This window comes from Caenimonas terrae, from assembly GCF_042655405.1.
Lineage (GTDB): Bacteria > Pseudomonadota > Gammaproteobacteria > Burkholderiales > Burkholderiaceae_C > Ramlibacter > Ramlibacter terrae_A.
Genome location: NZ_JBHSMF010000006.1, coordinates 299,952 through 320,362, shown reverse-complemented (window position 1 = coordinate 320,362; position 20,411 = coordinate 299,952). Strand labels below are relative to the sequence as shown.

The following is a 20,411-nucleotide window of genomic DNA, read 5'->3' as shown; positions in this document are numbered from 1 at the left end:
TTTCCCGATAGGCTGACCTATTGTTACAAATGTTGCCCCGCAGCGCATCCCTTCACGCGGGTGACCGTACGGGAGCGGGCCCCGCCGCGTCCAATTGCTGGCATGAAAGCTCTTTTTGTTGCGTTTTGCCGGCGGCTGCTGGCGGCGGCGCTGTTCGGCTGCGCCTGTTTGGCGGCCCAGGCGGCCCCGCAGCGGCTCGACCAAGCGCAGGCCAGACACCTGCTGCTGAGGTCAGGCTTCGCGCCCACCCAGGCCGAAGTGGACCGCCTGGTGGGGCAGGGCGCGGTCCAGGCGGTGGACGGGATCATTGCGGCGGCCCGGACGGCTGCGTCCCGCAATCCGCCGCCGGCTTTCGTCGACGCGCCGCCGCCCAGCCCGCCACGGCTGCTGGACACCCGCGAGCAACGGCAGGCGTGGCGCCAGCAGCAGCTGCGCGAAGGACAGGACCTGAAGGCCTGGTGGATGAGCGAGATGGTCGCCAGCCCGACCCCGCTGGCGGAGCGGATGACGCTGTTCTGGCACGGCCACTTCGCCACCTCGCAGCAGAAGGTGGTGCGTTCGCAGGCCATGTGGCGCCAGCACCAGTTGCTGCGGGCCCAGGCCCTGGGCAATTTCGCCGGCTTGCTCCATGCCGTGGCAAGGGACCCGGCCATGCTCGCGTACCTGGACGGCGCCAGCAGCCGCAAGGAGGCGCCCAACGAGAACTTCGCCCGCGAAGTGATGGAGCTGTTCGCGCTGGGCGAGGCGTCGCAGGGCGGCGGCTACAGCGAGCAGGACGTGCGGGAGGCGGCGCGGGCTTTCACCGGCTGGAGCGTGGAGCGCGACGACTTCGCCTTCCGCCTGCGGCCGGCCTTCCACGACGGCGGCACCAAGACCGTGTTCGGCCGCAGCGGCGCCTTCGACGGCGACGCGGTGATCGACCTGATGCTGCAGCAGCCGGCCGCGGCGCGCTTCATCACGGCCAAGCTGTGGAAGGAGTTCGTCTCGCCGGCGCCGCAGGGCCCCGAGTTCGAGGCCATCGCCGACCGCTTTCGCGCCAGCGGCTATGACATCTCCACCGTGCTGCACGACCTGCTGCTGTCGGATGCGTTCTGGGCCACGGAGAACCGCGGCGCCCTGATCAAGTCGCCGGTGGAACTGGTGGTCGGCGCGGTGCGGCAGTTCGGGCTGCAGCCGCCCGACCCGCTGCCGCTGGTGCGCAAGTCGGCCCAGCTCGGGCAGAACCTGCTGCTGCCGCCCAACGTGAAGGGCTGGCCGGGATACACCGACTGGATCGACGCGACCCGCCTGCTGGAGCGCAAGCACTTCGCCGAGCAATTGTTCCGCGCCGCCGGCGCCATGCAGGACCCGCCGCCGTGGGCCGAGCGCTTCCTGGCCGGCTACGGCGGCCACGCGGACCGCGAGCCGGACGCGGCGCTGCAGGTCCGCCTGGCCGCCGCCATGCTGCCGCTGGCGCCGACCCAACCGGTGCCGGCCGGCACGGTGGGCGTGGCCTGGCTGCGCGCCCTGATGCTCGACCCCGCCTACCAACTGAAATGAGCCAATGAAACGCCGCCAACTGCTTCATCTGGGCGCCGGAATGACCGGCGCCGCGCTGCTCGGGGCCCACCTGCCGGGCCTGGCGCAGGCGCTGGACCGGCGCGCCGCCGCGGCCAGCGACCGGATCCTGATCCTGGTGGAACTCAAAGGCGGCAACGACGGGCTCAACACCGTCATCCCCTTTGCCGACCCCCTGTATGCGCAACTGCGGCCCACCCTGGCCATTGCGCCCGGCGACGTGCTGCGCCTGGACGCGGCCACCGGCCTGCATCCGGAGCTCAGGCCGCTGCTCGCGCTCTGGGAGAAGGACGAGCTGGCGATCGTGCAGGGCGTCGGCTATCCGCAGCCCAACCTGTCGCACTTCCGCTCGATCGAGATCTGGGACACGGCCTCCGGCTCGGGCGAGTACCTGGGCGACGGCTGGCTGGCCCGCGGGATGAAGGCCGGCCTGGCTGCAAGCGCATCGTTCACCGCCGAAGGCGTGCGCATCGGCAGCAGCGATTTCGGCCCGCTGGCCGGCGCCCGTGCGGTGTCCCTGAACAACCCCGAAGCTTTCGTGCAGGAGGCGCGCCTGGCGTCGCCGCAGCCGGCGCACGGCAACCCGGCGCTGCAGTACCTGCTGCGGGTGGAGGCCGACGTGAGCCACGCCGCCCAGGGCCTGCGCGCCGAGCGCCATGCCTTTGCCACCGCCTTTCCGGCCGGCGCGTTCGGCAACGGCGTGCAGGCGGCGGCGCAGGTCGTCGCCTCGCAACGCGGCCGCGGCGGCGTTCCGGTGATCACGCTGACGCTCGGCAGCTTCGACACCCACCAGAACCAGGCCGGCCAGCACGCCAACCTGCTGCGGCAACTGGCCGAGGGCCTGGTCGCGTTGCGCGCGGCGCTGACGGAACTCGGCGCCTGGGATCGCACCGTGGTGATGACCTTTTCCGAGTTCGGCCGCCGCCCGCGCCAGAACCAGAGCAACGGCACCGACCACGGCACGGCGGCGCCGCACTTCATCGCCGGCGGCGCCGTGCGCGGCGGCCTGTACGGCCAGGGCGCCGACCTGTCGCGGCTGGACGGGGCGCAGAATCTGGTGTTCACGACCGACTTCCGCCAGCTCTATGCGTCGATTGCGCGCGACTGGTGGGGCGTGAACCCCGAGAGCGTCGTCCGCGGCCGCTTCGAGCCGCTGCGCTTCCTGAAAACCTGAGCCCGCATCGCGAGATCCATGAACCCGAACAAACTGATTGCCGCCGCCCTTCTGTCGATCTGCGCGCTGGGCGCGATGGCCCAGGGCGTGCCGCCGCCGCAGAACGTGCTGCAGCTGTCCGCCAGCGGCACGGTGGAGGTCCAGCAGGACCTGCTGTCGCTCACCCTCACCACCAGCCGCGAAGGCCCCGACGCGGCAACGGTGCAGAACCAGCTGAAGGCCGCGCTCGAGGCGGCGCTGACGGAAGCTAGGAAGGCCGCGCTGCCCGGCCAGCTGGACCTGCGCACCGGCAACTTCAGCCTGTATCCGCGCTACACGCGCGACCAGAAGATCAGCGGCTGGAGCGGCAGCGCGGAGCTGGTGCTGGAAGGGCGCGACTTCCCGCGCATCACGGCCACCGCCGGCAGGATCCAGACCATGACCATGGGCGGCGTCGGCTTCGGCCTGAGCCGGGAGCAGCGCGCCAGGGTGGAAGGAGAAGCCCAGGCGATGGCGATCGAGCGCTTCAAGGCCAAGGCGACGGAGCTGGCGCGCGGCTTCGGTTTTTCCGGCTACACGCTGCGCGAAGTGGCGGTCAACAGCAACGACCAGGGCTATCCGCGGCCGCGCATGATGGCGATGGAGATGAAGGCCGCGCAGGCCGACGCACCGGTGCCCGTCGAGGCCGGCAAGAGTTCGGTGGTCGTCACCGTCTCCGGCTCGGTGCAGTTGCGCTAGCTGCCGCTCACTGGGCGGTCCAGCCGCCGTCCATGGTCCAGGCCACGCCGCGCACGTTCTTCGCCGCGTCGGAGCAGAAGAACACCGCCAGCTCGCCCAGTTCGTCGGGCGTGGTGAACTGCAGCGAGGGCTCCTTTTCTCCCAGCAGCTCGCGCTTGGCCTGCTCCACCGAAATGCCTTCGCGCTTGGCGCGGTCGTCGATCTGCTTTTGCACCAGAGGCGTCAGCACCCAGCCCGGGCAGATCGCATTGCAGGTGACGCCGGTGGTCGCGGTCTCCAGCGCCACCGACTTGGTGAAGCCGACCAGGCCGTGCTTGGAGGCGACGTAGGCCGACTTCTGCGGCGAGGCGACCAGGCCGTGGGCCGAGGCCACGTTGATGATGCGGCCCCAGTTGGCGGCGCGCATCGCGGGGATGGCGAGGCGGGTGGTGTGGAAGGCGCTGCTCAGGTTGATCGCGATGATGGCGTCCCACCTGTCCAGCGGGAACTCCTCGACGCTGGCCACGTGCTGGATGCCGGCGTTGTTCACCAGGATGTCGACCTGGCCAAAGGTGGCGGCGGCGAACTTCATCATGTCCGCGATCTCGGCCGGCCTGCTCATGTCGGCGCCGTGGTAGGCGGTCTTGGCGCCGAGCGCCTCGATCTGCGCCTTCGGGCCGTCGACGTCGCCGAAGCCGTTGACGACGATGTTGGCGCCCTGGCGCGCGAGCGCCCTGGCGATGCCCAGGCCGATGCCACTGGTCGAGCCTGTCACGAGTGCGGTCTTGCCTTTGAGCATGCGGGTCTCCGGTCTTGAATTAGGATGGCGTGGACACAAGAAAAATGCAGCCGCACAGTATGCTGCGGATTGATTTCCATGACCGACCCTACGCTGAACTACGTACAGTGCCCCGACGCCTCGGGCGGCCACCGCATGGCCTTCTGGCAGTGGGGCGATGCCGCTGCGCCGCACGTGGTGGTCTGCGTCCACGGGCTGTCCAGGCAGGGCCGCGACTTCGATGTGCTGGCGCAGGCGCTGGTGGTGCGCGCCGGCGGCGCATTGCGCGTCGTCTGTCCTGACGTGGTCGGGCGCGGCCGCAGCGACTGGCTCAAGGACCCCATGGGCTATCAGTTGCCCAACTACGCGGGGGACATGCTGGCCATGCTCGCCCAACTCAACCAGCAGGCGCCGGTGGCGCTGCTCGACTGGGTCGGCACCAGCATGGGCGGGCTGATCGGCATGGCGATCGCCGGCACGCCGGGCCTGCCCTTGCCGGCGCCGGTGCGGCGGCTGGTGCTCAACGACGTCGGACCGGCGATCCAGTGGCAGGCGCTGGCGCGCATCGGCACTTACCTTGGCAATACCGGCAAGTTCGATTCCGTGCAGCAGGCCGCCGACGCGATGTGGGCCATCTCCACCAGCTTCGGCCCCCACACGCCGCAGCAATGGCTGGCGCTGTCGCAGGCCATGGTCAAGCCGCTCCCCGAGGGCGGTTACACGCTGCACTACGACCCGGCGATCGCGCTGCCGTTTCGCACCATCACCGAAGCGTCCGCCGCCCAGGGCGAGGCCGCTCTCTGGCAGCTGTACGACAACATCAAGGCGCAGACGCTGCTGACCCGCGGCGCGCAGTCGGACCTGCTGTCGCGGTCGACGGCGCTGGCCATGACCGGGCGCGGCCCGAAGCCGGCGCTGGTGGAATTCGCCGGCGTCGGCCACGCGCCGACTTTCGTGTCCGACGACCAGGTGGAGGCGGTCGCCGCCTTCCTGCTGCAACCTCCTTCTCCCGATGAAAAGCCTGGCAGCAGAAGCCCCTGAAGGCGGCCAGGTCCCGGAGCTGATCGCCGCGACCGAGCAGTCGTTGCCGGTGCAGGCCGGTGCGCTGGCGCGGGCGCGCGCCTTCGCCGAACCCTTCATCACCGGCGAAACGCTGGACACGGGCGAGAACACGCTCGAGCACGCCGATGCCGTGGCGCAGATCCTCAAGTCGATGGGCGGCTCGGAGGCGATGCAGGCCGCCAGCTACCTGGTGTACGCCAGCAGCCACCTGACCAAGCCGCAGGAGGTGATCGCCAAGGCCTTCGGCGAGAACTACGCCACCCTGGCACTGGAGACCACCAAGCTGGTCAAGGTGCAGCAGCAGACCCGCGAGGCGGAGGACGCCGGCAATCCGGTCGACGACCCGAAGCTGCAGACCGAGAACGTGCGCAAGATGCTGCTGGCCTTCTCGCGCGACCTGCGGGTGGTGATGCTGCGGCTGGCCTCGCGGCTGCAGACGCTGCGCTTCCACGCGGCCCGCAAGACGGTGGCGCCGCCCTCGGTCGCGCGCGAGGCGCTGCACGTGTTCGCGCCGCTGGCCAACCGGCTGGGCATCTGGCAGGTCAAGTGGGAGATGGAGGACCTGGCCTTCCGCTTCCTGGAGCCGGACACGTACAAGCAGGTCGCGCGGCTGCTGGACCAGAAGCGCACCGAGCGCGAGGGCTACGTGGAGCAGCTGCGCTCGCGGCTGGAGGGCGAGCTGAAGGCGCAGGGCATCGATGCCCACGTGCACGGCCGGCCCAAGCACATCTACAGCATCGTCAGGAAGATGCGCGGCAAGTCGCTGGACTTCGACCAGGTGTTCGACGTGCGGGCGCTGCGGGTCATCGTGCCGGACGTCAAGGACTGCTACGCCGCGCTGGCGTGGGTGCACGACCGCTTCGACGCCATCGATTCCGAATTCGACGACTACATCGCCCGGCCCAAGCCCAATGGCTACCAGTCGCTGCACACGGTGGTGCGCGACGGCGAAGGGCGGCCGATCGAGATCCAGATCCGCACCCAGGCCATGCACGACCACGCCGAGCACGGCGTGGCGGCGCACTGGGCCTACAAGGAGGCGGGCAGCAAGGGCTACGGCGGCGTGTCGGCCAGCGGCGCCTACGATGCCAAGATCGCGGTGCTGCGCCAGCTGCTGGCGTGGGAGCGCGACCTGGCCGGCTCCGGCCAGGGCCTGTTCGAGGACCGCATCTATGTGCTGACGCCCGACGCCGCGATCGTGGAATTGCCGCAGGGCGCAACGCCGGTGGACTTCGCCTACACGCTGCACACCAGCCTGGGCCACCGCTGCCGCGGCGCCCGCATCGACGGCGTGATGGTGCCGCTGAACACGCCGCTGCAGAACGGCCAGACGGTGGAGATCACCGCGGCCAAGGAGGGCGGGCCGTCGCGCGACTGGCTCAACGCCGACCTCGGCTTCCTGGCCAGCCACCGGGCCAAGGCCAAGGTGCGGGCGTGGTTCAACGAGCAGATCCGGCACGAGACGGTCGCCCGCGGGCGCGAGGCGGTGGAGAAGCTGCTGCAGCGCGAGGGCAAGACCTCGGTCAAGCTGGAAGACCTGGCCTCCCGCCTGGGGTTCAAGTCGGCCGACGACCTGTTCGGCGTGGTGGGCAAGGACGAATTCTCGCTGCGCAACATCGAGACGCTGCTGCGGCCGGCCGAGGCGCCGGCGGCGCCCGAGGAATTCCTGCTGAAGAAGCCGCGCCAGCCGGAGAAGGCGCACAAGGGCGGGGTGCTGGTGGTGGGCATCGATTCGCTGATGACGCAGCTGGCGCGCTGCTGCAAGCCGGCGCCGCCCGACGCGATCGGCGGCTTCGTCACGCGCGGCAAGGGCGTGAGCATCCACCGGGCCGACTGCAGCAACTTCCGGGAGCTGGCGGCGCGCCACGCCGAACGCGTGATCGCGGTGGAGTGGGGCAAGGCCAGGGGCGAGGGCGCCGCGGTCTATCCGGTGGATGTCTCGGTGGAGGCCGCAGACCGCCAGGGCCTGCTGCGCGACATCTCGGAAGTGTTCGCCAAGGAGAAGATGAACGTGATCGGCGTGCAGACGCAGTCCGTGAAGGGCACGGCCTGGATGACGTTCACGGTGGAAGTGGCCGATTCGGCCCGGCTGGCCAAGGTCTTGCTGGTGGTGGCCGAAGTGCGCGGCGTGCGTTCGGCGCGCCGGCGCTGATCCGCGGCAAAGCCGCCGCCGGCCTCTGCTATAATCGAAGGCTTCGGACAGACTTTAGGCGCGTAGCTCAGCTGGTTAGAGCACCACCTTGACATGGTGGGGGTCGTTGGTTCGAGTCCAATCGCGCCTACCAATTTCGACAGCCCCGTTTCTCATTCGAGGAGCGGGGCTTTTTCCTTTTGGCGGCTAGCCCGGCGCTGCCGAACCGCGGCCCGCCGCGTAAGGGTTAAACCCCGGACCCGGGGCGGTCCCCGTCCCTAGAATGTGCTGCACTGCAATACCCATACGCGGCGGGCCACGAGCCACGCGGCGACCAGGAGCCCCCCAGTGCAAAGCAAGAAAGCCCCCGCGGCCAAGCCGGCGCAGCGCGTCATCAAGAAGTACCCCAACCGCAGGCTCTACGACACCGACACGTCCACCTACATCACGCTGGCGGAAGTCAAGCACCTGGTGATGGACAGCGAGCCCTTCGTGGTGCGGGATGCCAAGACCAACGAGGACCTGACGCGCAGCATCCTGCTGCAGATCATTCTGGAAGAGGAAGCGGGCGGCGCACCGATGTTCAGCGAGGTCGCGCTGGCCAACATCATCCGCTTCTACGGCCACTCGGCGCAGGGCTTCATGGGCACCTACCTCGAGAAGAACGTCCAGGCCTTCACCGACATCCAGGCCAAGCTGGCCGAGCAGTCCAAGACGGTGTCGCCCGAGATGTGGGCGCAGTTCATGAGCATGCAGAACCCGCTGATGGCCGGGATGATGGGCAACTACGTCGAGCAGTCCAAGTCCATGTTCGACAAGGTGCAGGAGCAGATGCTCGGGGCATTCGGGCTCAAACGCTAAGGCTTTCGTTTAGCGGGGACAATGCGGGGATGAGCGAAGTCCTGTCCCCTGCCACCAAAATCCCCAAAATCGGTTTCGTCAGCCTCGGTTGCCCGAAGGCGCTGACCGATTCCGAGCTGATCCTCACGCAGCTGAGCGCCGAGGGCTACCAGACCTCCAAGACCTTCGAGGGCGCCGACCTCGTCATCGTCAACACCTGCGGCTTCATCGACGACGCTGTCAAGGAAAGCCTGGACACCATCGGCGAAGCGCTGGCCGGCAACGGCCGCGTGATCGTCACCGGTTGCCTGGGCGCCAAGGCGGGAGACGACGGCGGCAACCTGGTGCGGCAGATGCACCCCTCGGTGCTGGCCGTGACCGGCCCTCATGCGACGCAGGAGGTGATGGATGCGGTCCACGCCAACCTGCCCAAGCCGCACGACCCCTTCATCGACCTGCTGCCGGATCCCGCGCGCAACTCGTTCGGGGTGGCCGGCATCAAGCTGACGCCGCGCCACTACGCCTACCTGAAGATCAGCGAGGGCTGCAACCACCGCTGCACCTTCTGCATCATTCCGTCGATGCGCGGCGACCTGGTGTCGCGGCCGATCGGCGACGTGCTCAAGGAAGCGCAGGCGCTGTTCGAGGGCGGCGTGAAGGAACTGCTGGTGGTCAGCCAGGACACCTCGGCCTACGGCGTCGACGTCAAGTACCGCACCGGCTTCTATGAGGGCAGGCCGATCCGCACCCGCATGCTGGAGCTGGTGCAGGCGCTGGGCGAGATCGCCGAGCCCTACGGCGCCTGGGTGCGCTTGCATTACGTCTATCCATACCCATCTGTCGATGAAGTGATTCCGCTGATGGCGACGGGCAAGGTCCTGCCTTACCTGGACGTGCCGCTGCAGCACAGCCACCCGGACGTGCTGCGCCGCATGAAGCGGCCGGCCAGCGGCGAGAAGAACCTGGAGCGCATCCAGCGCTGGCGCGACACCTGTCCGCAGATCGTCGTGCGCAGCACCTTCATCGCCGGCTTTCCGGGCGAAACCGAAGCGGAATTCCAGCACCTGCTGGACTTCGTGCGCGAGGCGCAGATCGACCGCGCAGGCTGCTTTGCCTACAGCCCGGTCAAGGGCGCCGCCGCCAACGACATTCCCGGCATGCTGGCGCAGGAAGTGCGCGAGGAGCGCCGGGCCCGCTTCATGGCCGTGGCCGAACAGGTCTCGGCCGACAAGCTGCGCCAGCGCATCGGCGCGACCATGCAGGTGCTGGTGGATTCCGCGCCCGCGCTGGGCCGCAAGGGCGGCGTGGGCCGCTCCTATGCCGACGCGCCGGAGATCGACGGCACGGTGCGCCTGCTGCCGCCGGAGAAGATCAGCAAGCAGCTCAAGGTCGGCGAATTCACGCGCGCGCGGATCGTCGACACGCAGGGCCACGACCTCGTGGCCGTGCCGATCTGATGTTGCGCCAAGGTTTGCGTGGCCACGCCGGCGAAAAGCCGGCGACCGGCCAAAGAAAAAGCCGCCATTCGAAGGCGGCTTTCACGTGTGCTTGCACACAAAACAAAGCCGGCAAAGCCGGCTTTATGATTGGTGCCCAGGAAGGGACTCGAACCCCCACGATGTTACTCGCTAGTACCTGAAACTAGTGCGTCTACCAATTCCGCCACCTGGGCATTTCAGGAAAGAAAAGGATTCTATATCAAAAATATCGGACACATCAGCAGCGGGCTGCTCGATGAAATCGAAGGCGTCATAAACGGCCATCGCGACGGCCACGGATACGTGGTGCGCGACGACGGCGAAGGCGACATTTACCTGCCGCCCAACGAGATGCGCGCAGTGCTGCACAAGGACCGCGTGAAGGCGCGGATCGTGCGCCACGACCGCAAGGGCCGGGCCGAAGGCCGCGTCGTCGAGATCGTCGAACGGCCGCCGCAACCCATCATCGGGCGGCTGCTGCACGAGAGTGGCGTCTGGCTGGTGGCGCCGGAAGACAAGCGCTATGGCCAGGACGTGCTGATCCCCAAGGGCGCAACCGCGCTCGCCAAGGCGGGACAGGTCGTGGTGGTGGAACTGACCGAGCCGCCCAGCCTGTACGGCCAGCCGGTGGGCCGGGTGAAGGAAGTGCTGGGCGAGATCGACGACCCCGGCATGGAGATCGAGATCGCGGTGCGCAAGTACGGCGTGCCGCACGAATTCTCGGACGCCTGCATCGCGCTGGCCCGCACGCTGCCTGACAAGGTGCGGCCGCAGGACAAGAAGCATCGCGTCGACCTCACCGACGTGCCGCTGGTGACCATCGACGGCGAGGACGCGCGCGACTTCGACGACGCGGTCTACTGCGAGCCGGCCAAGGTCGGGCGCGGCAAGGGCTGGCGCCTGCTGGTGGCGATCGCCGACGTCAGCAACTACGTGGAGACCGGCAGCGCGATCGACATCGACGCCTACGAACGCGCCACCAGCGTGTACTTCCCGCGCCGGGTCATCCCGATGCTGCCGGAGAAGCTGTCCAACGGGCTCTGTTCCCTGAACCCCGAGGTGGAGCGGCTGTGCATGGTCTGCGACATGCTGATCAACAGCGGCGGCGAGATCTACGCCTACCAGTTCTATCCGGCCGTGATGTGGAGCCATGCGCGCTTCACGTACACGGAGGTGGCTGCGATCCTCGCCAACACGCGCGGGCCGGAGGCGATCCGCCGCAAGGACCGCGTCGCCGACCTGGAGAACCTGTCGGACGTCTACCGCGCGCTGCTCAAGGCGCGCCAGGCGCGCGGGGCAGTGGACTTCGAGACCACCGAAACGCAGATCATCTGCGACGACAGCGGCCGCATCGAGCAGATCGTGCCGCGCACCCGCAACGAGGCGCACCGCCTGATCGAGGAATCGATGCTGGCGGCCAACGTCTGCAGCGCCGACTACATCCAGGAAAGCAAGCACCCGGGCCTGTACCGCGTGCATGAAGGCCCGACGCCCGAGAAGGTGGAGCTGCTGCGCAACTACCTCAAGGCGATCGGCGTCGGAGTCACCGTCAGCGAGGACCCGGCGCCGGGCGAATTCCAGCGCGTGGCCGAGGCCACCAAGGAGCGGCCGGACGCGCTGCAGATCCACAGCATGCTGCTGCGCTCGATGTCGCAGGCGATCTACACGCCGATCAACAGCGGCCACTTCGGCCTGGCCTACGACGCCTATACGCACTTCACCAGCCCGATCCGGCGCTACCCGGACCTGCTGGTGCACCGCGTGATCAAGGCCATCCTGTCCAACGAGCGCTACCAGCTGCCGGTGCTGCCGACCCCCGGCGAGGCGCACGAGAAGCTGGCGCGCCGGCTCGCGGCCCGGGTCCGCGCCCCGACCAACAAGCTGAAGAAGCCGGTGCAGCCGCCCAGCCGCGAAGTGCAGGCCTGGGAGGCGGCGGGCCTGCATTGCAGCGCCAACGAGCGGCGGGCCGACGAGGCCAGCCGCGACGTCGAGGCCTGGCTCAAGTGCAAGTACATGCGCGAGCACCTCGGCGAGGAATACGGCGGCGTCGTCACCTCGGCGACGACCTTCGGCATCTTCGTCACGCTCGACGCGATGTACGTCGAGGGCCTGGTGCACATCACGGAACTGGGCGGCGAGTACTTCAAGTTCGACGAGGCGCGCCAGGAATTGCGCGGCGAGCGCACCGGCATCCGCTATGCGATCGGCACACGGGTGCGGGTGCAGGTCAGCCGCGTCGACCTGGATGGCCGCAAGATCGACTTCCGCCTGGTGCGCGAGGGCGAGGAGCTGGTCAACCGCGCGATGAAGGACAAGGGCGTCCCCGCTGCTGCCGGCAACGGCGTGCCGGCGAAGGCATCGGTCAAGCGTGCTGCCCGCAAGACGGCGCCGGCGACCGGTGAGCGGGCGCGCTCGCCGATCCAGGCGCTCAAGTCCGCGGTCAAGAAGGCCGCCACCACCAAGAGCAAGAGCGGGCGCAAGAGCCGGCGATAGCAGGACAACGAGGAAAGACACATGGCTGACAACAACAACAAGGGCAGGATCGCGATCGTCACCGGCGGCGGTTCGGGCATCGGCAAGGCCGCGGCGCTGGCGCTGCTGGGCGACGGCTGGAGCGTCGCGCTGGCCGGCCGCCGTGCCGACGCGCTGCAACAGGTCGCGACCGAATCCGGCGCCGGGGCGCGGGCGCTGGCAGTGCCCACCGACGTCACCGATCCGGCCTCGGTCAAGGCGCTGTTCGAGGCGACGGTGCAAGCCTTCGGCCGGGTCGACCTGGTGTTCAACAACGCCGGCATGGGCCTGGGCGGCGCGGCGCTGGAAGACATCGCGATCGAGGACTGGAAGCGGGTGGTGGACACCAACCTGAACGGGATGTTCTATTGCATCCAGCAGGCCTTCCGCACGATGAAGGCGCAGCAGCCGATGGGCGGACGCATCATCAACAACGGCTCGATCTCGGCCCATGCGCCGCGCCCGGGCTCGATCGCCTACACCGCGACCAAGCATGCGGTGACGGGCCTGACCAAGACGGCTGCGCTCGACGGCCGCAAGTACGACATCGCCGTCGGCCAGATCGACATCGGCAACGCGATGACCGACCTGGCGGCGCGGATGGCCAAGGGCGTGCCGCAGGCCAACGGCGAGATCAAGCCGGAGCCGCTGATGGACGCCGCGATCGTCGGCACCTCGGTGCTGTACATGGCCAACCTGCCGCTGGAGGCCAATGTGCTGTTCCACACGGTGATGGCCACCAAGATGCCCTTCGTGGGCCGCGGCTGACGGCCCTCAGGCCCGGCGCGCCAGTTCTCCGGCGGTGAGCGGCTCGCCGTCCGGCCAGCGGTCGGCGCAGGCGCCGTGCGCATGCACGGCCTCGCTCGCGGCGCGCATCGCGTCCCGTCCCTGCGCCAGGCGCGCGGCAACCATCCCTGCCAGCACGTCGCCGGTGCCTGCGGTGGCCAGCCTTGCGTTGCCGGTGAAATTGACCAACGGAACCTCGCCCGGGCCGGCGGTGATGCTGCCCGAACCCTTGAGCACCGCGACGCACGAGAAGCGCTGCGCAAGTTCGCGCGCCGCCGCCAACCGGTCCGCCTGGACCTGGGCGGCGGAGCTGCCCAGCAGGCGCGCCGCCTCCAGCGGATGCGGCGTGATGACGGTGGCGCGGCCGCGGCCGGCCCGCGCCTTCAGTTGCAGCTGCAGTTGCGGGTCGGCGGCGACCGCGTTCAATGCGTCGGCGTCCAGCACCAGGGCGCGCGCGGTTGACAGCACCTTGGGCAGCGCGGCGCGCACCGCTTCGCCGCCGCCGCAGCCGCATGCGACGCTCATCGCGCCCAGGTCCAGCGAATCCCAGGGCCGCAGCATCAGTTCCGGCTGGGCGCTGTCCACCTTCAGCGTGTCGGCGTCCAGCAGGCCGACGAAGACGCGGCCGGCGCCGCCGTGCAGCGCCGCCGACCCGGCCAGCAGCGCCGCGCCGGCCATGCCCGGCGCGCCCCCGATCACAGCCACATCGCCGTAGCTGCCCTTGTGCGATGCGTGCAGCCGCGTCGATGCCGCGGCGGGCGATGACAGCCATGCGGTCGGTGCGCCGTCCCCCGTGCCGGGCAAGAGGCCGAGTTCGTCGAACCAGATCGCCCCCGCTGCGTCGCGTCCGTGGGCCGTGAACAGGCCGCGCTTGAGCGTGAGCAGGCTCAGCGTGTGGGTGGCGCGGACGGCGGCGCCGTTGCCCGTGTCTGCATCGAGGCCCGATGGCACGTCGACCGCGAGCACGGACTGGCCGCCTGAATTCAGGGCGGCGATCCACTCGGCCATCCGGCCTTGCGGCGAGCGCGCGCCGCCGATGCCCAGCAGCGCATCGATGGCGAAGTCCCAGTCCGGCGGCGGCGCAGCGCCGAAGGCGACACCGGCCTGCCGGGCCCGCTGCAGCGACGCCAGCGCATCGGCCGGCGCCTTGCCCTCGTCTCCCAGCCATGTCAGCTGGGGCGCCTTGCCCCAGCGCTGCAGGTGCATCGCCGCTTCCAGGCCGTCGCCGCCGTTGTTGCCGGGACCGCAGGCGATCCAGATCCGCCGGGCGTGGGGTGCGAGAGCGAGCGCCAGCCGCGCCACCGCCAGGCCGGCGCGCTCCATCAGCGTGTGCGGGGGCAGCGCTGCCGCCGCGGCCTGTTCGATCTGCCGCGTCGTGGCGATGTCGTGCAGCGGCCAGCGGCGGTCGGGTCGAATCGGGTGCATGGCCCGATTCTGGCAGGGCGTCCTCAGGCCGCCAACCGCTCGATGCCCAGGCCCTCGAGGTCCACTTCGGGGGTGCGGCCCCTCATCAGGTCGGCGACCGCGCGGGCACTGCCGCAGGACAGCGCCCAGCCGCTGGAGCCGTGCCCCAGGTTGATCCAGACGCCGGGAATGCCGGTGGCGCCCAGCACCGGCGGTCCGTCGGGCAGCATCGGGCGCGCGCCTTTCCACTCCTGCACGGCGGCGCCGGTGTTGGAGATCTGGGCGGCGCCCGGAAACCAGTCGTGCAGCACCTTGTACAGCGTCTGGATCGCGGCCGCGTGCTTGCTGGTCGGCGAGCCGCCGATCTCGGCGCTGCCGGCCACCCGCACTCGGTTGCCCAGGCGCGAGATCGCGACCTTGTAGCGCTCGTCCATCAGGGCGCTGCGCGGGGCATTCAGCGGCTCGCGGATCGGGGCGCTGATCGAGTAGCCGTGCACCGCCGCCAGCGGCAGCTTCAGTCCCAGCGGGCGCAGCAGCAGCGCCGAATCGAGCGCGCCGCAGACCACGACGGCGTCGAAGCGCTGCTGGCGCGGTTGGCCGCCGTCGGATCCAATGGTCAAGGTGCAGGGCTGCGCCGGGTCCAGCGGCGCGACGGTGCTGTTGAATTCGAAGTTCACGCCCAGGCGCTGGGCCTGGCCCTTGAGCAGCAGCGCGAACTGGCGGCAGTTGCCGACCTCGTCGTCCGGCAGGTGCACGGCGCCGAGGAACTGCGTGTCCGGGTTGAGGGCCGGCTCCAGTGTCCGGGCCTGGGCGGCGTCGATCTCGCGGAACGGCACGCCGGCGTCGCGCAGCACCTGCAGGCCGGGCTGCACCAGCTTGCTGTCCTTTTCCGAGCGCAGCAGCACCAGGTAGCCGGTGCTGCGGTCGTATTCCAGCTTCAGGTCCTCGGTGAGCTGGTGCAGCCGCGAGCGGCTGTAGAAGGCCAGCCGCTGCATCCGCGCGCGGTTGGCCAGGTAGCTCTCCAGCTTGCAGGCGCGCCGCCATTTCCACATCCAGCCGATCTCCGCCGACGTCAGCGGCAGGGACACCCGCACCGGCGCGTGGCGGCTGAACAGGTAGCGCGCCACCTTGGCCGGCATGCCGGGCGCGGCCCAGGGCGTGACGGCTCCCGGTGCGATCACGCCGGCGTTGGCGAAACTGGTTTCCTCGGCGACGGCGCCGCGGCGCTCGAAGACTGTGACCTGGTGACCATCGGCGGCCAGCTCGTAGGCTGTGGTCACGCCGATGATGCCGGCGCCCACGACGGCGAGGTTCATCGACGTCTTTCTGCTGCGATGGCGGTGTTCATTGATCCCTTGATGCTGGTGCGAGTGCGGCTTCGGCCTGCTGCGCGATGTTCAGGATCGTATCGTCGTGCAGGGCGCCGTGCCAAAGCATCAGGCCCACCGGCAACTCGCCGGCGGCCTGGCAGGGAATCGAGATCGCGCAGCCGTCCAGCACGTTGACGACGCTGGTGTTGCGAAGCAGCAGGGGGTTGACGCGCATGAACTCGGCGTCGCGCTCGCTGCCGGGGGCGAGGCCGGCGATCAGGGGGGCGACCATCGGCACCGTGGGCGACAGCAGCGCGTCGAAGCCGCGCATCGCCTGCTCCATCCGCGCGATCCACGCGCGCCGCGCCACCACCAGGTCGAGATACTCCCAGGCCTTCATGGCCGCGCCCTTCTCGATCCGGAACCGCACCCGCGGGTCGTAGCGCTCGCCATCCCTGGCCAGCAGCTTGCGGTGCCAGGCATAGCTTTCGGCGGCGGAAAAGCCGCCGCCGGCCAGCACGGTGGCCACGTCCCGGATCTCGGGGAGTTCGATCTGCGAGATCGCCGCGCCGGCCGCGCGCAGCGCCTGCAGGCTGCGTTCGAAGGCGCGGGCGACGGTCGGATCCAGCCCGTCGAGCATCAGCGTGGCCGGCACGGCCAGCCGGTAGCTCGACAGGGGCGCGTTGCTGCGGGTGAGCGGCCGCGCCGACAGGATCTCGTGCGCCAGCATCGCGTCGCGCACCGACCGGGTCATCGCGCAGACCGTGTCCAGCGTGGTCGACAGCGGCAGGGCGCCGTCCAGCGGCACCAGGCTGGCGGTGCACTTGAAGCCGACGATGCCGTTGAGGGCCGCCGGGATCCGGATCGAGCCGCCGGTGTCCGAGCCCAGCCCGATGAAGGCCGCGCCGGTGGCGACCGACACCGCCGCGCCCGAGGAGGAGCCGCCGGGAATGCGCGGCTGCTTCGGGTCGGCCGCGTTGGCCGGCGTGCCGAAGTGCGGATTGATGCCGACGCCCGAGTACGCGAACTCGCTCATGTTGGTGCGGCCGATGACGACGCCGCCGGCCGCCCTCAGCCGGGCGACGGCGGGGCAGTCCCGGGTCGCCGGCGGCGCGTCGGCCAGCACCACCGAGCCGGCGGCGGTGGTCTCCCCGGCGGCGTCGAACAGGTCCTTGATCGACACGGCCAGCCCGGCCAGCGGGCGGGCGGCGTTGGCGCCGTCGGCGGCCTCGGCCCGGGCCGCCTCGAAGCGGGTCTTGAGGAACACGTGCTCGCAGGCCGGCGACTGCGCGATGGCGATGGCTTGTTCGATCTCGGCGGGGGCGCCGGCCAGGCCCGCGCGCAGGCGTTCCCGGGTGGTGTGGAGGTCGGCATGCATGGGGGAGGCGGCCTCTTTCCTGCTATAATCTTTGGGTTTTGCTGGTAGCGCGAGCTGCTTGCGAAACAGGCGCCGCGAATCCGTCGCGACGCCATTCCCAAACCGGCCCACCAAGGTGTTGCTGCCGCCTCAAGGCGAAAGCGATTTCGGGCTGGATTTTAGACCCAACCTTCGGAGTCAATCTCATGTCAGTATCCATGCGCGAAATGCTGGAAGCAGGTGTCCATTTCGGCCACCAGACCCGCTTCTGGAACCCCAAGATGGCCCCGTTCATCTTCGGCCACCGCAACAAGATCCACATCATCAACCTGGAAAAATCGCTGCCGATGTTCCAGGACGCGATGAAGTTCGCCAAGCAGCTGTCCGCCAACCGCGGCACCATCCTGCTGGTGGGCACCAAGCGCCAGGCCCGCGACACCATCGCCGCCGAAGCCAAGCGCGCCGGCGTGCCTTACGTCAACCAGCGCTGGCTCGGCGGCATGCTGACCAACTTCAAGACGGTCAAGACCTCGATCAAGCGCCTGAAGGACATGAAGGCCCAGCAGGAAGCCGGCCTGGAAGCGATGAGCAAGAAGGAGCAGTTGATGTTCGCCCGCGAGATGGAGAAGCTCGAGAAGGACATCGGCGGCATCCAGGACATGACGACGCTGCCGGACGCGATCTTCGTGATCGACGTGGGCTTCCACAAGATCGCCGTGTCCGAAGCCAAGAAGCTGGGCATTCCGCTGGTCGGCGTGGTGGACTCCAACCACTCGCCCGAAGGCATCGACTACGTGATCCCGGGCAACGACGACTCGTCCAAGGCGGTCACGCTGTACGCCCGCGGCATCGCCGACGCGATCCTGGAAGGCCGTTCCAGCGCCCAGAGCGACGTGGTCAAGGCGGTCAAGGAAGGCGGCGATGAATTCGTCGAAGTCAACGAAGGCGCCGCTGCCTGAGAGCCCGGCCCAAGCCGAAGAAGGGGCTCTGGTAGCCCCTTTTTTCTAACTGAATTGAACTGAACGATACGAGGACAAAATGGCTGCAATCACCGCTAGCATGGTCGCCGAACTGCGCGCCAAGACCGACGCGCCGATGATGGAATGCAAGAAGGCCCTGACCGAGGCCGAGGGCAATTTCGAGAAGGCCGAAGAGCTGCTGCGCATCAAGCTGGGCAACAAGGCCGGCAAGGCCGCCTCGCGCATCACCGCCGAAGGCGTGGTCACCGCGTCCATCAACGGCACGACCGGCGCGCTGCTTGAAACCAACTGCGAAACCGACTTCGTCACCAAGAACGACAGCTTCCTGGCGATGTGCCAGGCCGCCGCCGACCTGATCGCGAAGAACAACCCCGCCGACATCGCTGCGCTGGGCGCGCTCCCGTACAGCCAGGACAGCTTCGGCCCCACGCTGGAAGACGTGCGCAAGGGCCTGATCGGCAAGATCGGCGAGAACATGACCTTCCGCCGCTTCAAGCGCTTCGAAGGCGCCAGCAAGCTGGCCGCCTACCTGCACGGCACCCGCATCGGCGTGGTCGTGGAGTTCGACGGCGACGAAGCCGCCGCCAAGGACGTGGCGATGCACGTGGCCGCCATGAAGCCGGTCGCGCTCACCAGCGCCGACGTGCCGGCCGACGTGATCGCCAAGGAGCGTGCCGTTGCCACCGGCAAGGCCGACGAGGACCGCAAGGTGGCCGAGGCCGCCGGCAAGCCGGCGCAGTCGGCCGAGATCGTCGCCAAGCGCATCGAGGGCGGCGTGCAGAAATTCCTCAAGGAAGTCTCGCTGTTCAACCAGCCGTTCGTGAAGAACGACAAGCAGACCGTGGAGCAGATGCTCAAGGCGGCCGGCACCACCGTGAAAGGCTTCACGCTTTACGTGGTCGGCGAAGGCATCGAGAAGAAGGTCGACGACTTCGCGGCCGAGGTGGCAGCGCAGGTTGCCGCCGCCAAGCAGGCGGCCTGAGCATCACCAAGGTCATTAAACTCACGCCAAACCCAAGGAGCCGTCCCATGTCAGAAGCCCGCGCAGCCCACAAGCGAATCTTGTTGAAGCTGTCGGGGGAGTCGCTGATGGGGGACGACGCCTTCGGCATCAACCGCGGCACCATCGTGCGGATCGTCGGCGAGGTCGCCGAGGTGGTGAACATGGGCGTGGAAGTGGCCATCGTCATCGGCGGCGGCAACATCTTCCGCGGCGTGGCGGGCGGTTCGGTCGGGATGGACCGGGCCACCGCCGACTACATGGGGATGCTGGCCACCGTGATGAATGCGCTCGCCCTGGGCGACGCGATGAACAAGCAGGGCCTGACGGCCCGCGTGATGTCGGCCATCGGCATCGAGCAGGTGGTCGAGCCCTACGTGCGGCCCAAGGCGCTGCAATACCTCGAAGAGGGCAAGGTCGTGATCTTTGCCGCCGGCACCGGCAACCCGTTCTTCACCACCGACACCGCCGCTGCGCTGCGCGGTGCGGAGATCGGCGCCGAGCTGGTGCTCAAGGCGACCAAGGTGGACGGCGTCTACACGGCCGATCCCAAGCTCGATCCGGCGGCCACCCGCTACAACAAGATCACCTTCGACGACGCCATGGCGCAGAATCTGGGCATCATGGACGCCACGGCCTTTGCGCTGTGCCGCGACCAGAAGCTGCCGATCAAGGTGTTCTCGATCTTCAAGCACGGTGCCCTCAAGCGAGTGGTGCTGGGCGAGGACGAAGGCACCCTGGTGTATGCATAAGAAGCCTGCGATTCAGGAGAAAGCCAGATGACGCTAGCTGAAATCAAGAAGACCACGGAAGCCAAGATGGACCAGTCCATCGCCGCTTTCCAGCACAACCTGACCAAGATCCGCACCGGCCGCGCCAATCCCGGCCTGCTGGACACGGTGCACGTGGATTACTACGGCTCCTCGGTGCCGATCAGCCAGGTCGCCAACGTGTCGCTGCTCGATGCCCGCACGATCAGCGTCCAGCCCTGGGAAAAGGGCATGGGCGCCAAGATCGAGAAGGCCATCCGCGAGAGCGACCTGGGCCTGAACCCGGCCTCGATGGGCGACCTGATCCGGGTGCCGATGCCGCCGATGAGCGAGGAGCGCCGCAAGGAGATGACCAAGCTGGTGCGCCATGAAGGCGAAGCGGCCAAGATCGCCGTGCGCAACCTGCGCCGCGACGCCAACGAGGCGGTCAAGAAGCTGGTGAAGGAAAAGCTGGCCTCGGAAGACGAGCAGAAGCGCGCCGAAGCCGACATCCAGAAGGTGACGGACAAGCACGTCATCGCGATCGACCAGATGGTGGCCAGCAAGGAACAGGAAATCCTCGCGGTCTGACCGCGCC

Annotated in this window: 17 protein-coding genes and 2 tRNA genes; 14 read left to right on the top strand and 5 right to left on the bottom strand. The window is 68.9% G+C overall.

What is annotated here, in order from left to right; genetic code table 11:
• The first annotated feature begins 102 nt into the window (after positions 1-102).
• From ACFPOE_RS08395 to ACFPOE_RS08385, 3 genes are read left to right on the top strand one after another with little or no spacing between them, the layout of a single operon-like run.
• Positions 103-1,539, top strand: a complete 1,437-nt coding sequence (locus tag ACFPOE_RS08395) for a DUF1800 domain-containing protein (protein ID WP_376849632.1) — start codon at positions 103-105, stop codon at positions 1,537-1,539.
• Positions 1,540-1,543: 4 nt separating this feature from the next.
• Positions 1,544-2,731, top strand: a complete 1,188-nt coding sequence (locus ACFPOE_RS08390; RefSeq protein WP_376849631.1) for a DUF1501 domain-containing protein — start codon at positions 1,544-1,546, stop codon at positions 2,729-2,731.
• Between the two features lie 18 nt (positions 2,732-2,749).
• On the top strand, positions 2,750-3,448 hold the full coding sequence (locus ACFPOE_RS08385) for an SIMPL domain-containing protein (protein ID WP_376849630.1): 699 nt from the start codon (positions 2,750-2,752) through the stop codon (positions 3,446-3,448).
• A gap of 7 nt (positions 3,449-3,455) precedes the next feature.
• Here the strand turns inward: ACFPOE_RS08385 and ACFPOE_RS08380 are convergent, their stop codons facing one another.
• Entirely contained in the window at positions 3,456-4,226 is a 771-nt protein-coding gene (locus tag ACFPOE_RS08380; protein WP_376849629.1) for a 3-hydroxybutyrate dehydrogenase, read from the bottom strand.
• 78 nt (positions 4,227-4,304) lie between these two features.
• Between ACFPOE_RS08380 and ACFPOE_RS08375 the strand changes: the two genes are divergently transcribed.
• The 5 genes from ACFPOE_RS08375 (at position 4,305) to rimO (ending at position 9,695) form a co-directional block, all read left to right on the top strand.
• Positions 4,305-5,246: an alpha/beta fold hydrolase gene (locus tag ACFPOE_RS08375; protein ID WP_376849628.1), complete on the top strand. Its 942-nt coding sequence runs from the start codon at positions 4,305-4,307 to the stop codon at positions 5,244-5,246.
• Positions 5,218-7,419, top strand: coding sequence for a RelA/SpoT family protein (locus tag ACFPOE_RS08370; protein ID WP_376849627.1), 2,202 nt, complete (start codon positions 5,218-5,220; stop codon positions 7,417-7,419). Before ACFPOE_RS08375 ends, ACFPOE_RS08370 begins: the two co-directional genes overlap by 29 nt.
• Before the next feature lie 56 nt (positions 7,420-7,475).
• Positions 7,476-7,552, top strand: a tRNA-Val gene (locus ACFPOE_RS08365).
• A 194-nt stretch (positions 7,553-7,746) separates the two neighbouring features.
• Positions 7,747-8,259 (top strand): polyhydroxyalkanoate synthesis repressor PhaR, encoded by a 513-nt coding sequence (gene phaR, locus ACFPOE_RS08360; RefSeq protein WP_376849626.1) that lies wholly within the window; start codon positions 7,747-7,749, stop codon positions 8,257-8,259.
• 29 nt (positions 8,260-8,288) lie between these two features.
• On the top strand, positions 8,289-9,695 hold the full coding sequence (gene rimO, locus ACFPOE_RS08355) for a 30S ribosomal protein S12 methylthiotransferase RimO (protein WP_376849625.1): 1,407 nt from the start codon (positions 8,289-8,291) through the stop codon (positions 9,693-9,695).
• Positions 9,696-9,825: 130 nt separating this feature from the next.
• On the opposite strand, the gene ACFPOE_RS08350 is transcribed toward rimO, so the two are convergent.
• A tRNA-Leu gene (locus ACFPOE_RS08350) sits at positions 9,826-9,910 on the bottom strand.
• A 55-nt stretch (positions 9,911-9,965) separates the two neighbouring features.
• On the opposite strand from ACFPOE_RS08350, the gene rnr reads away from it, so the two are divergent.
• Positions 9,966-12,209 (top strand): ribonuclease R, encoded by a 2,244-nt coding sequence (gene rnr / locus ACFPOE_RS08345; protein ID WP_376850624.1) that lies wholly within the window; start codon positions 9,966-9,968, stop codon positions 12,207-12,209.
• A gap of 21 nt (positions 12,210-12,230) precedes the next feature.
• A complete protein-coding gene (locus ACFPOE_RS08340; protein ID WP_376849624.1) occupies positions 12,231-12,995 on the top strand; it encodes an SDR family oxidoreductase in 765 nt (254 codons plus the stop codon).
• Between the two features lie 6 nt (positions 12,996-13,001).
• Here ACFPOE_RS08340 and ACFPOE_RS08335 read toward each other — a convergent pair whose 3' ends face one another.
• The 3 genes from ACFPOE_RS08335 to ACFPOE_RS08325 are packed head-to-tail and all read right to left on the bottom strand — an operon-like array spanning position 13,002 to position 17,105.
• Complete coding sequence (locus ACFPOE_RS08335; protein ID WP_376849623.1) at positions 13,002-14,438, bottom strand: NAD(P)H-hydrate dehydratase; 1,437 nt, start codon at positions 14,436-14,438, stop codon at positions 13,002-13,004.
• 23 nt (positions 14,439-14,461) lie between these two features.
• Entirely contained in the window at positions 14,462-15,733 is a 1,272-nt protein-coding gene (locus ACFPOE_RS08330) for a D-amino acid dehydrogenase (protein ID WP_376849622.1), read from the bottom strand.
• Positions 15,734-15,761: 28 nt separating this feature from the next.
• The gene (locus ACFPOE_RS08325; protein WP_376849621.1) at positions 15,762-17,105 is read right to left on the bottom strand and encodes an amidase; all 1,344 of its coding nucleotides are present in this window, start codon (positions 17,103-17,105) and stop codon (positions 15,762-15,764) included.
• Positions 17,106-17,290: 185 nt separating this feature from the next.
• Here ACFPOE_RS08325 and rpsB point away from each other — a divergent pair, with 185 nt between their 5' ends.
• From rpsB to frr, 4 genes are all read left to right on the top strand, one after another.
• Positions 17,291-18,043, top strand: coding sequence for a 30S ribosomal protein S2 (gene rpsB / locus ACFPOE_RS08320; RefSeq protein ID WP_376849620.1), 753 nt, complete (start codon positions 17,291-17,293; stop codon positions 18,041-18,043).
• A gap of 79 nt (positions 18,044-18,122) precedes the next feature.
• Complete coding sequence (gene tsf / locus ACFPOE_RS08315) at positions 18,123-19,046, top strand: translation elongation factor Ts (protein WP_376849619.1); 924 nt, start codon at positions 18,123-18,125, stop codon at positions 19,044-19,046.
• Positions 19,047-19,093: 47 nt separating this feature from the next.
• Positions 19,094-19,816: a UMP kinase gene (gene pyrH, locus ACFPOE_RS08310; RefSeq protein ID WP_376849618.1), complete on the top strand. Its 723-nt coding sequence runs from the start codon at positions 19,094-19,096 to the stop codon at positions 19,814-19,816.
• 27 nt (positions 19,817-19,843) lie between these two features.
• A complete protein-coding gene (frr, locus tag ACFPOE_RS08305) occupies positions 19,844-20,404 on the top strand; it encodes a ribosome recycling factor (protein ID WP_376849617.1) in 561 nt (186 codons plus the stop codon).
• The last annotated feature ends 7 nt before the right edge of the window (positions 20,405-20,411 follow it).

Bases quoted from the DNA above. Each gene is read 5' to 3' on its own strand.
- ACFPOE_RS08340 (WP_376849624.1), top strand. From the start codon at position 12,231: ATGGCTGACAACAACAACAAGGGCAGGATCGCGATCGTCACCGGCGGC.
- rimO (WP_376849625.1), top strand. From the start codon at position 8,289: ATGAGCGAAGTCCTGTCCCCTGCCACCAAAATCCCCAAAATCGGTTTC.
- ACFPOE_RS08330 (WP_376849622.1), bottom strand. From the start codon at position 15,733: ATGAACCTCGCCGTCGTGGGCGCCGGCATCATCGGCGTGACCACAGCC.
- ACFPOE_RS08385 (WP_376849630.1), top strand. From the start codon at position 2,750: ATGAACCCGAACAAACTGATTGCCGCCGCCCTTCTGTCGATCTGCGCG.
- ACFPOE_RS08380 (WP_376849629.1), bottom strand. From the start codon at position 4,226: ATGCTCAAAGGCAAGACCGCACTCGTGACAGGCTCGACCAGTGGCATC.
- ACFPOE_RS08395 (WP_376849632.1), top strand. From the start codon at position 103: ATGAAAGCTCTTTTTGTTGCGTTTTGCCGGCGGCTGCTGGCGGCGGCG.
- ACFPOE_RS08390 (WP_376849631.1), top strand. From the start codon at position 1,544: ATGAAACGCCGCCAACTGCTTCATCTGGGCGCCGGAATGACCGGCGCC.
- ACFPOE_RS08375 (WP_376849628.1), top strand. From the start codon at position 4,305: ATGACCGACCCTACGCTGAACTACGTACAGTGCCCCGACGCCTCGGGC.
- rpsB (WP_376849620.1), top strand. From the start codon at position 17,291: ATGTCAGTATCCATGCGCGAAATGCTGGAAGCAGGTGTCCATTTCGGC.
- pyrH (WP_376849618.1), top strand. From the start codon at position 19,094: ATGTCAGAAGCCCGCGCAGCCCACAAGCGAATCTTGTTGAAGCTGTCG.
- ACFPOE_RS08370 (WP_376849627.1), top strand. From the start codon at position 5,218: ATGAAAAGCCTGGCAGCAGAAGCCCCTGAAGGCGGCCAGGTCCCGGAG.
- ACFPOE_RS08335 (WP_376849623.1), bottom strand. From the start codon at position 14,438: ATGCACCCGATTCGACCCGACCGCCGCTGGCCGCTGCACGACATCGCC.
- ACFPOE_RS08325 (WP_376849621.1), bottom strand. From the start codon at position 17,105: ATGCATGCCGACCTCCACACCACCCGGGAACGCCTGCGCGCGGGCCTG.
- frr (WP_376849617.1), top strand. From the start codon at position 19,844: ATGACGCTAGCTGAAATCAAGAAGACCACGGAAGCCAAGATGGACCAG.
- tsf (WP_376849619.1), top strand. From the start codon at position 18,123: ATGGCTGCAATCACCGCTAGCATGGTCGCCGAACTGCGCGCCAAGACC.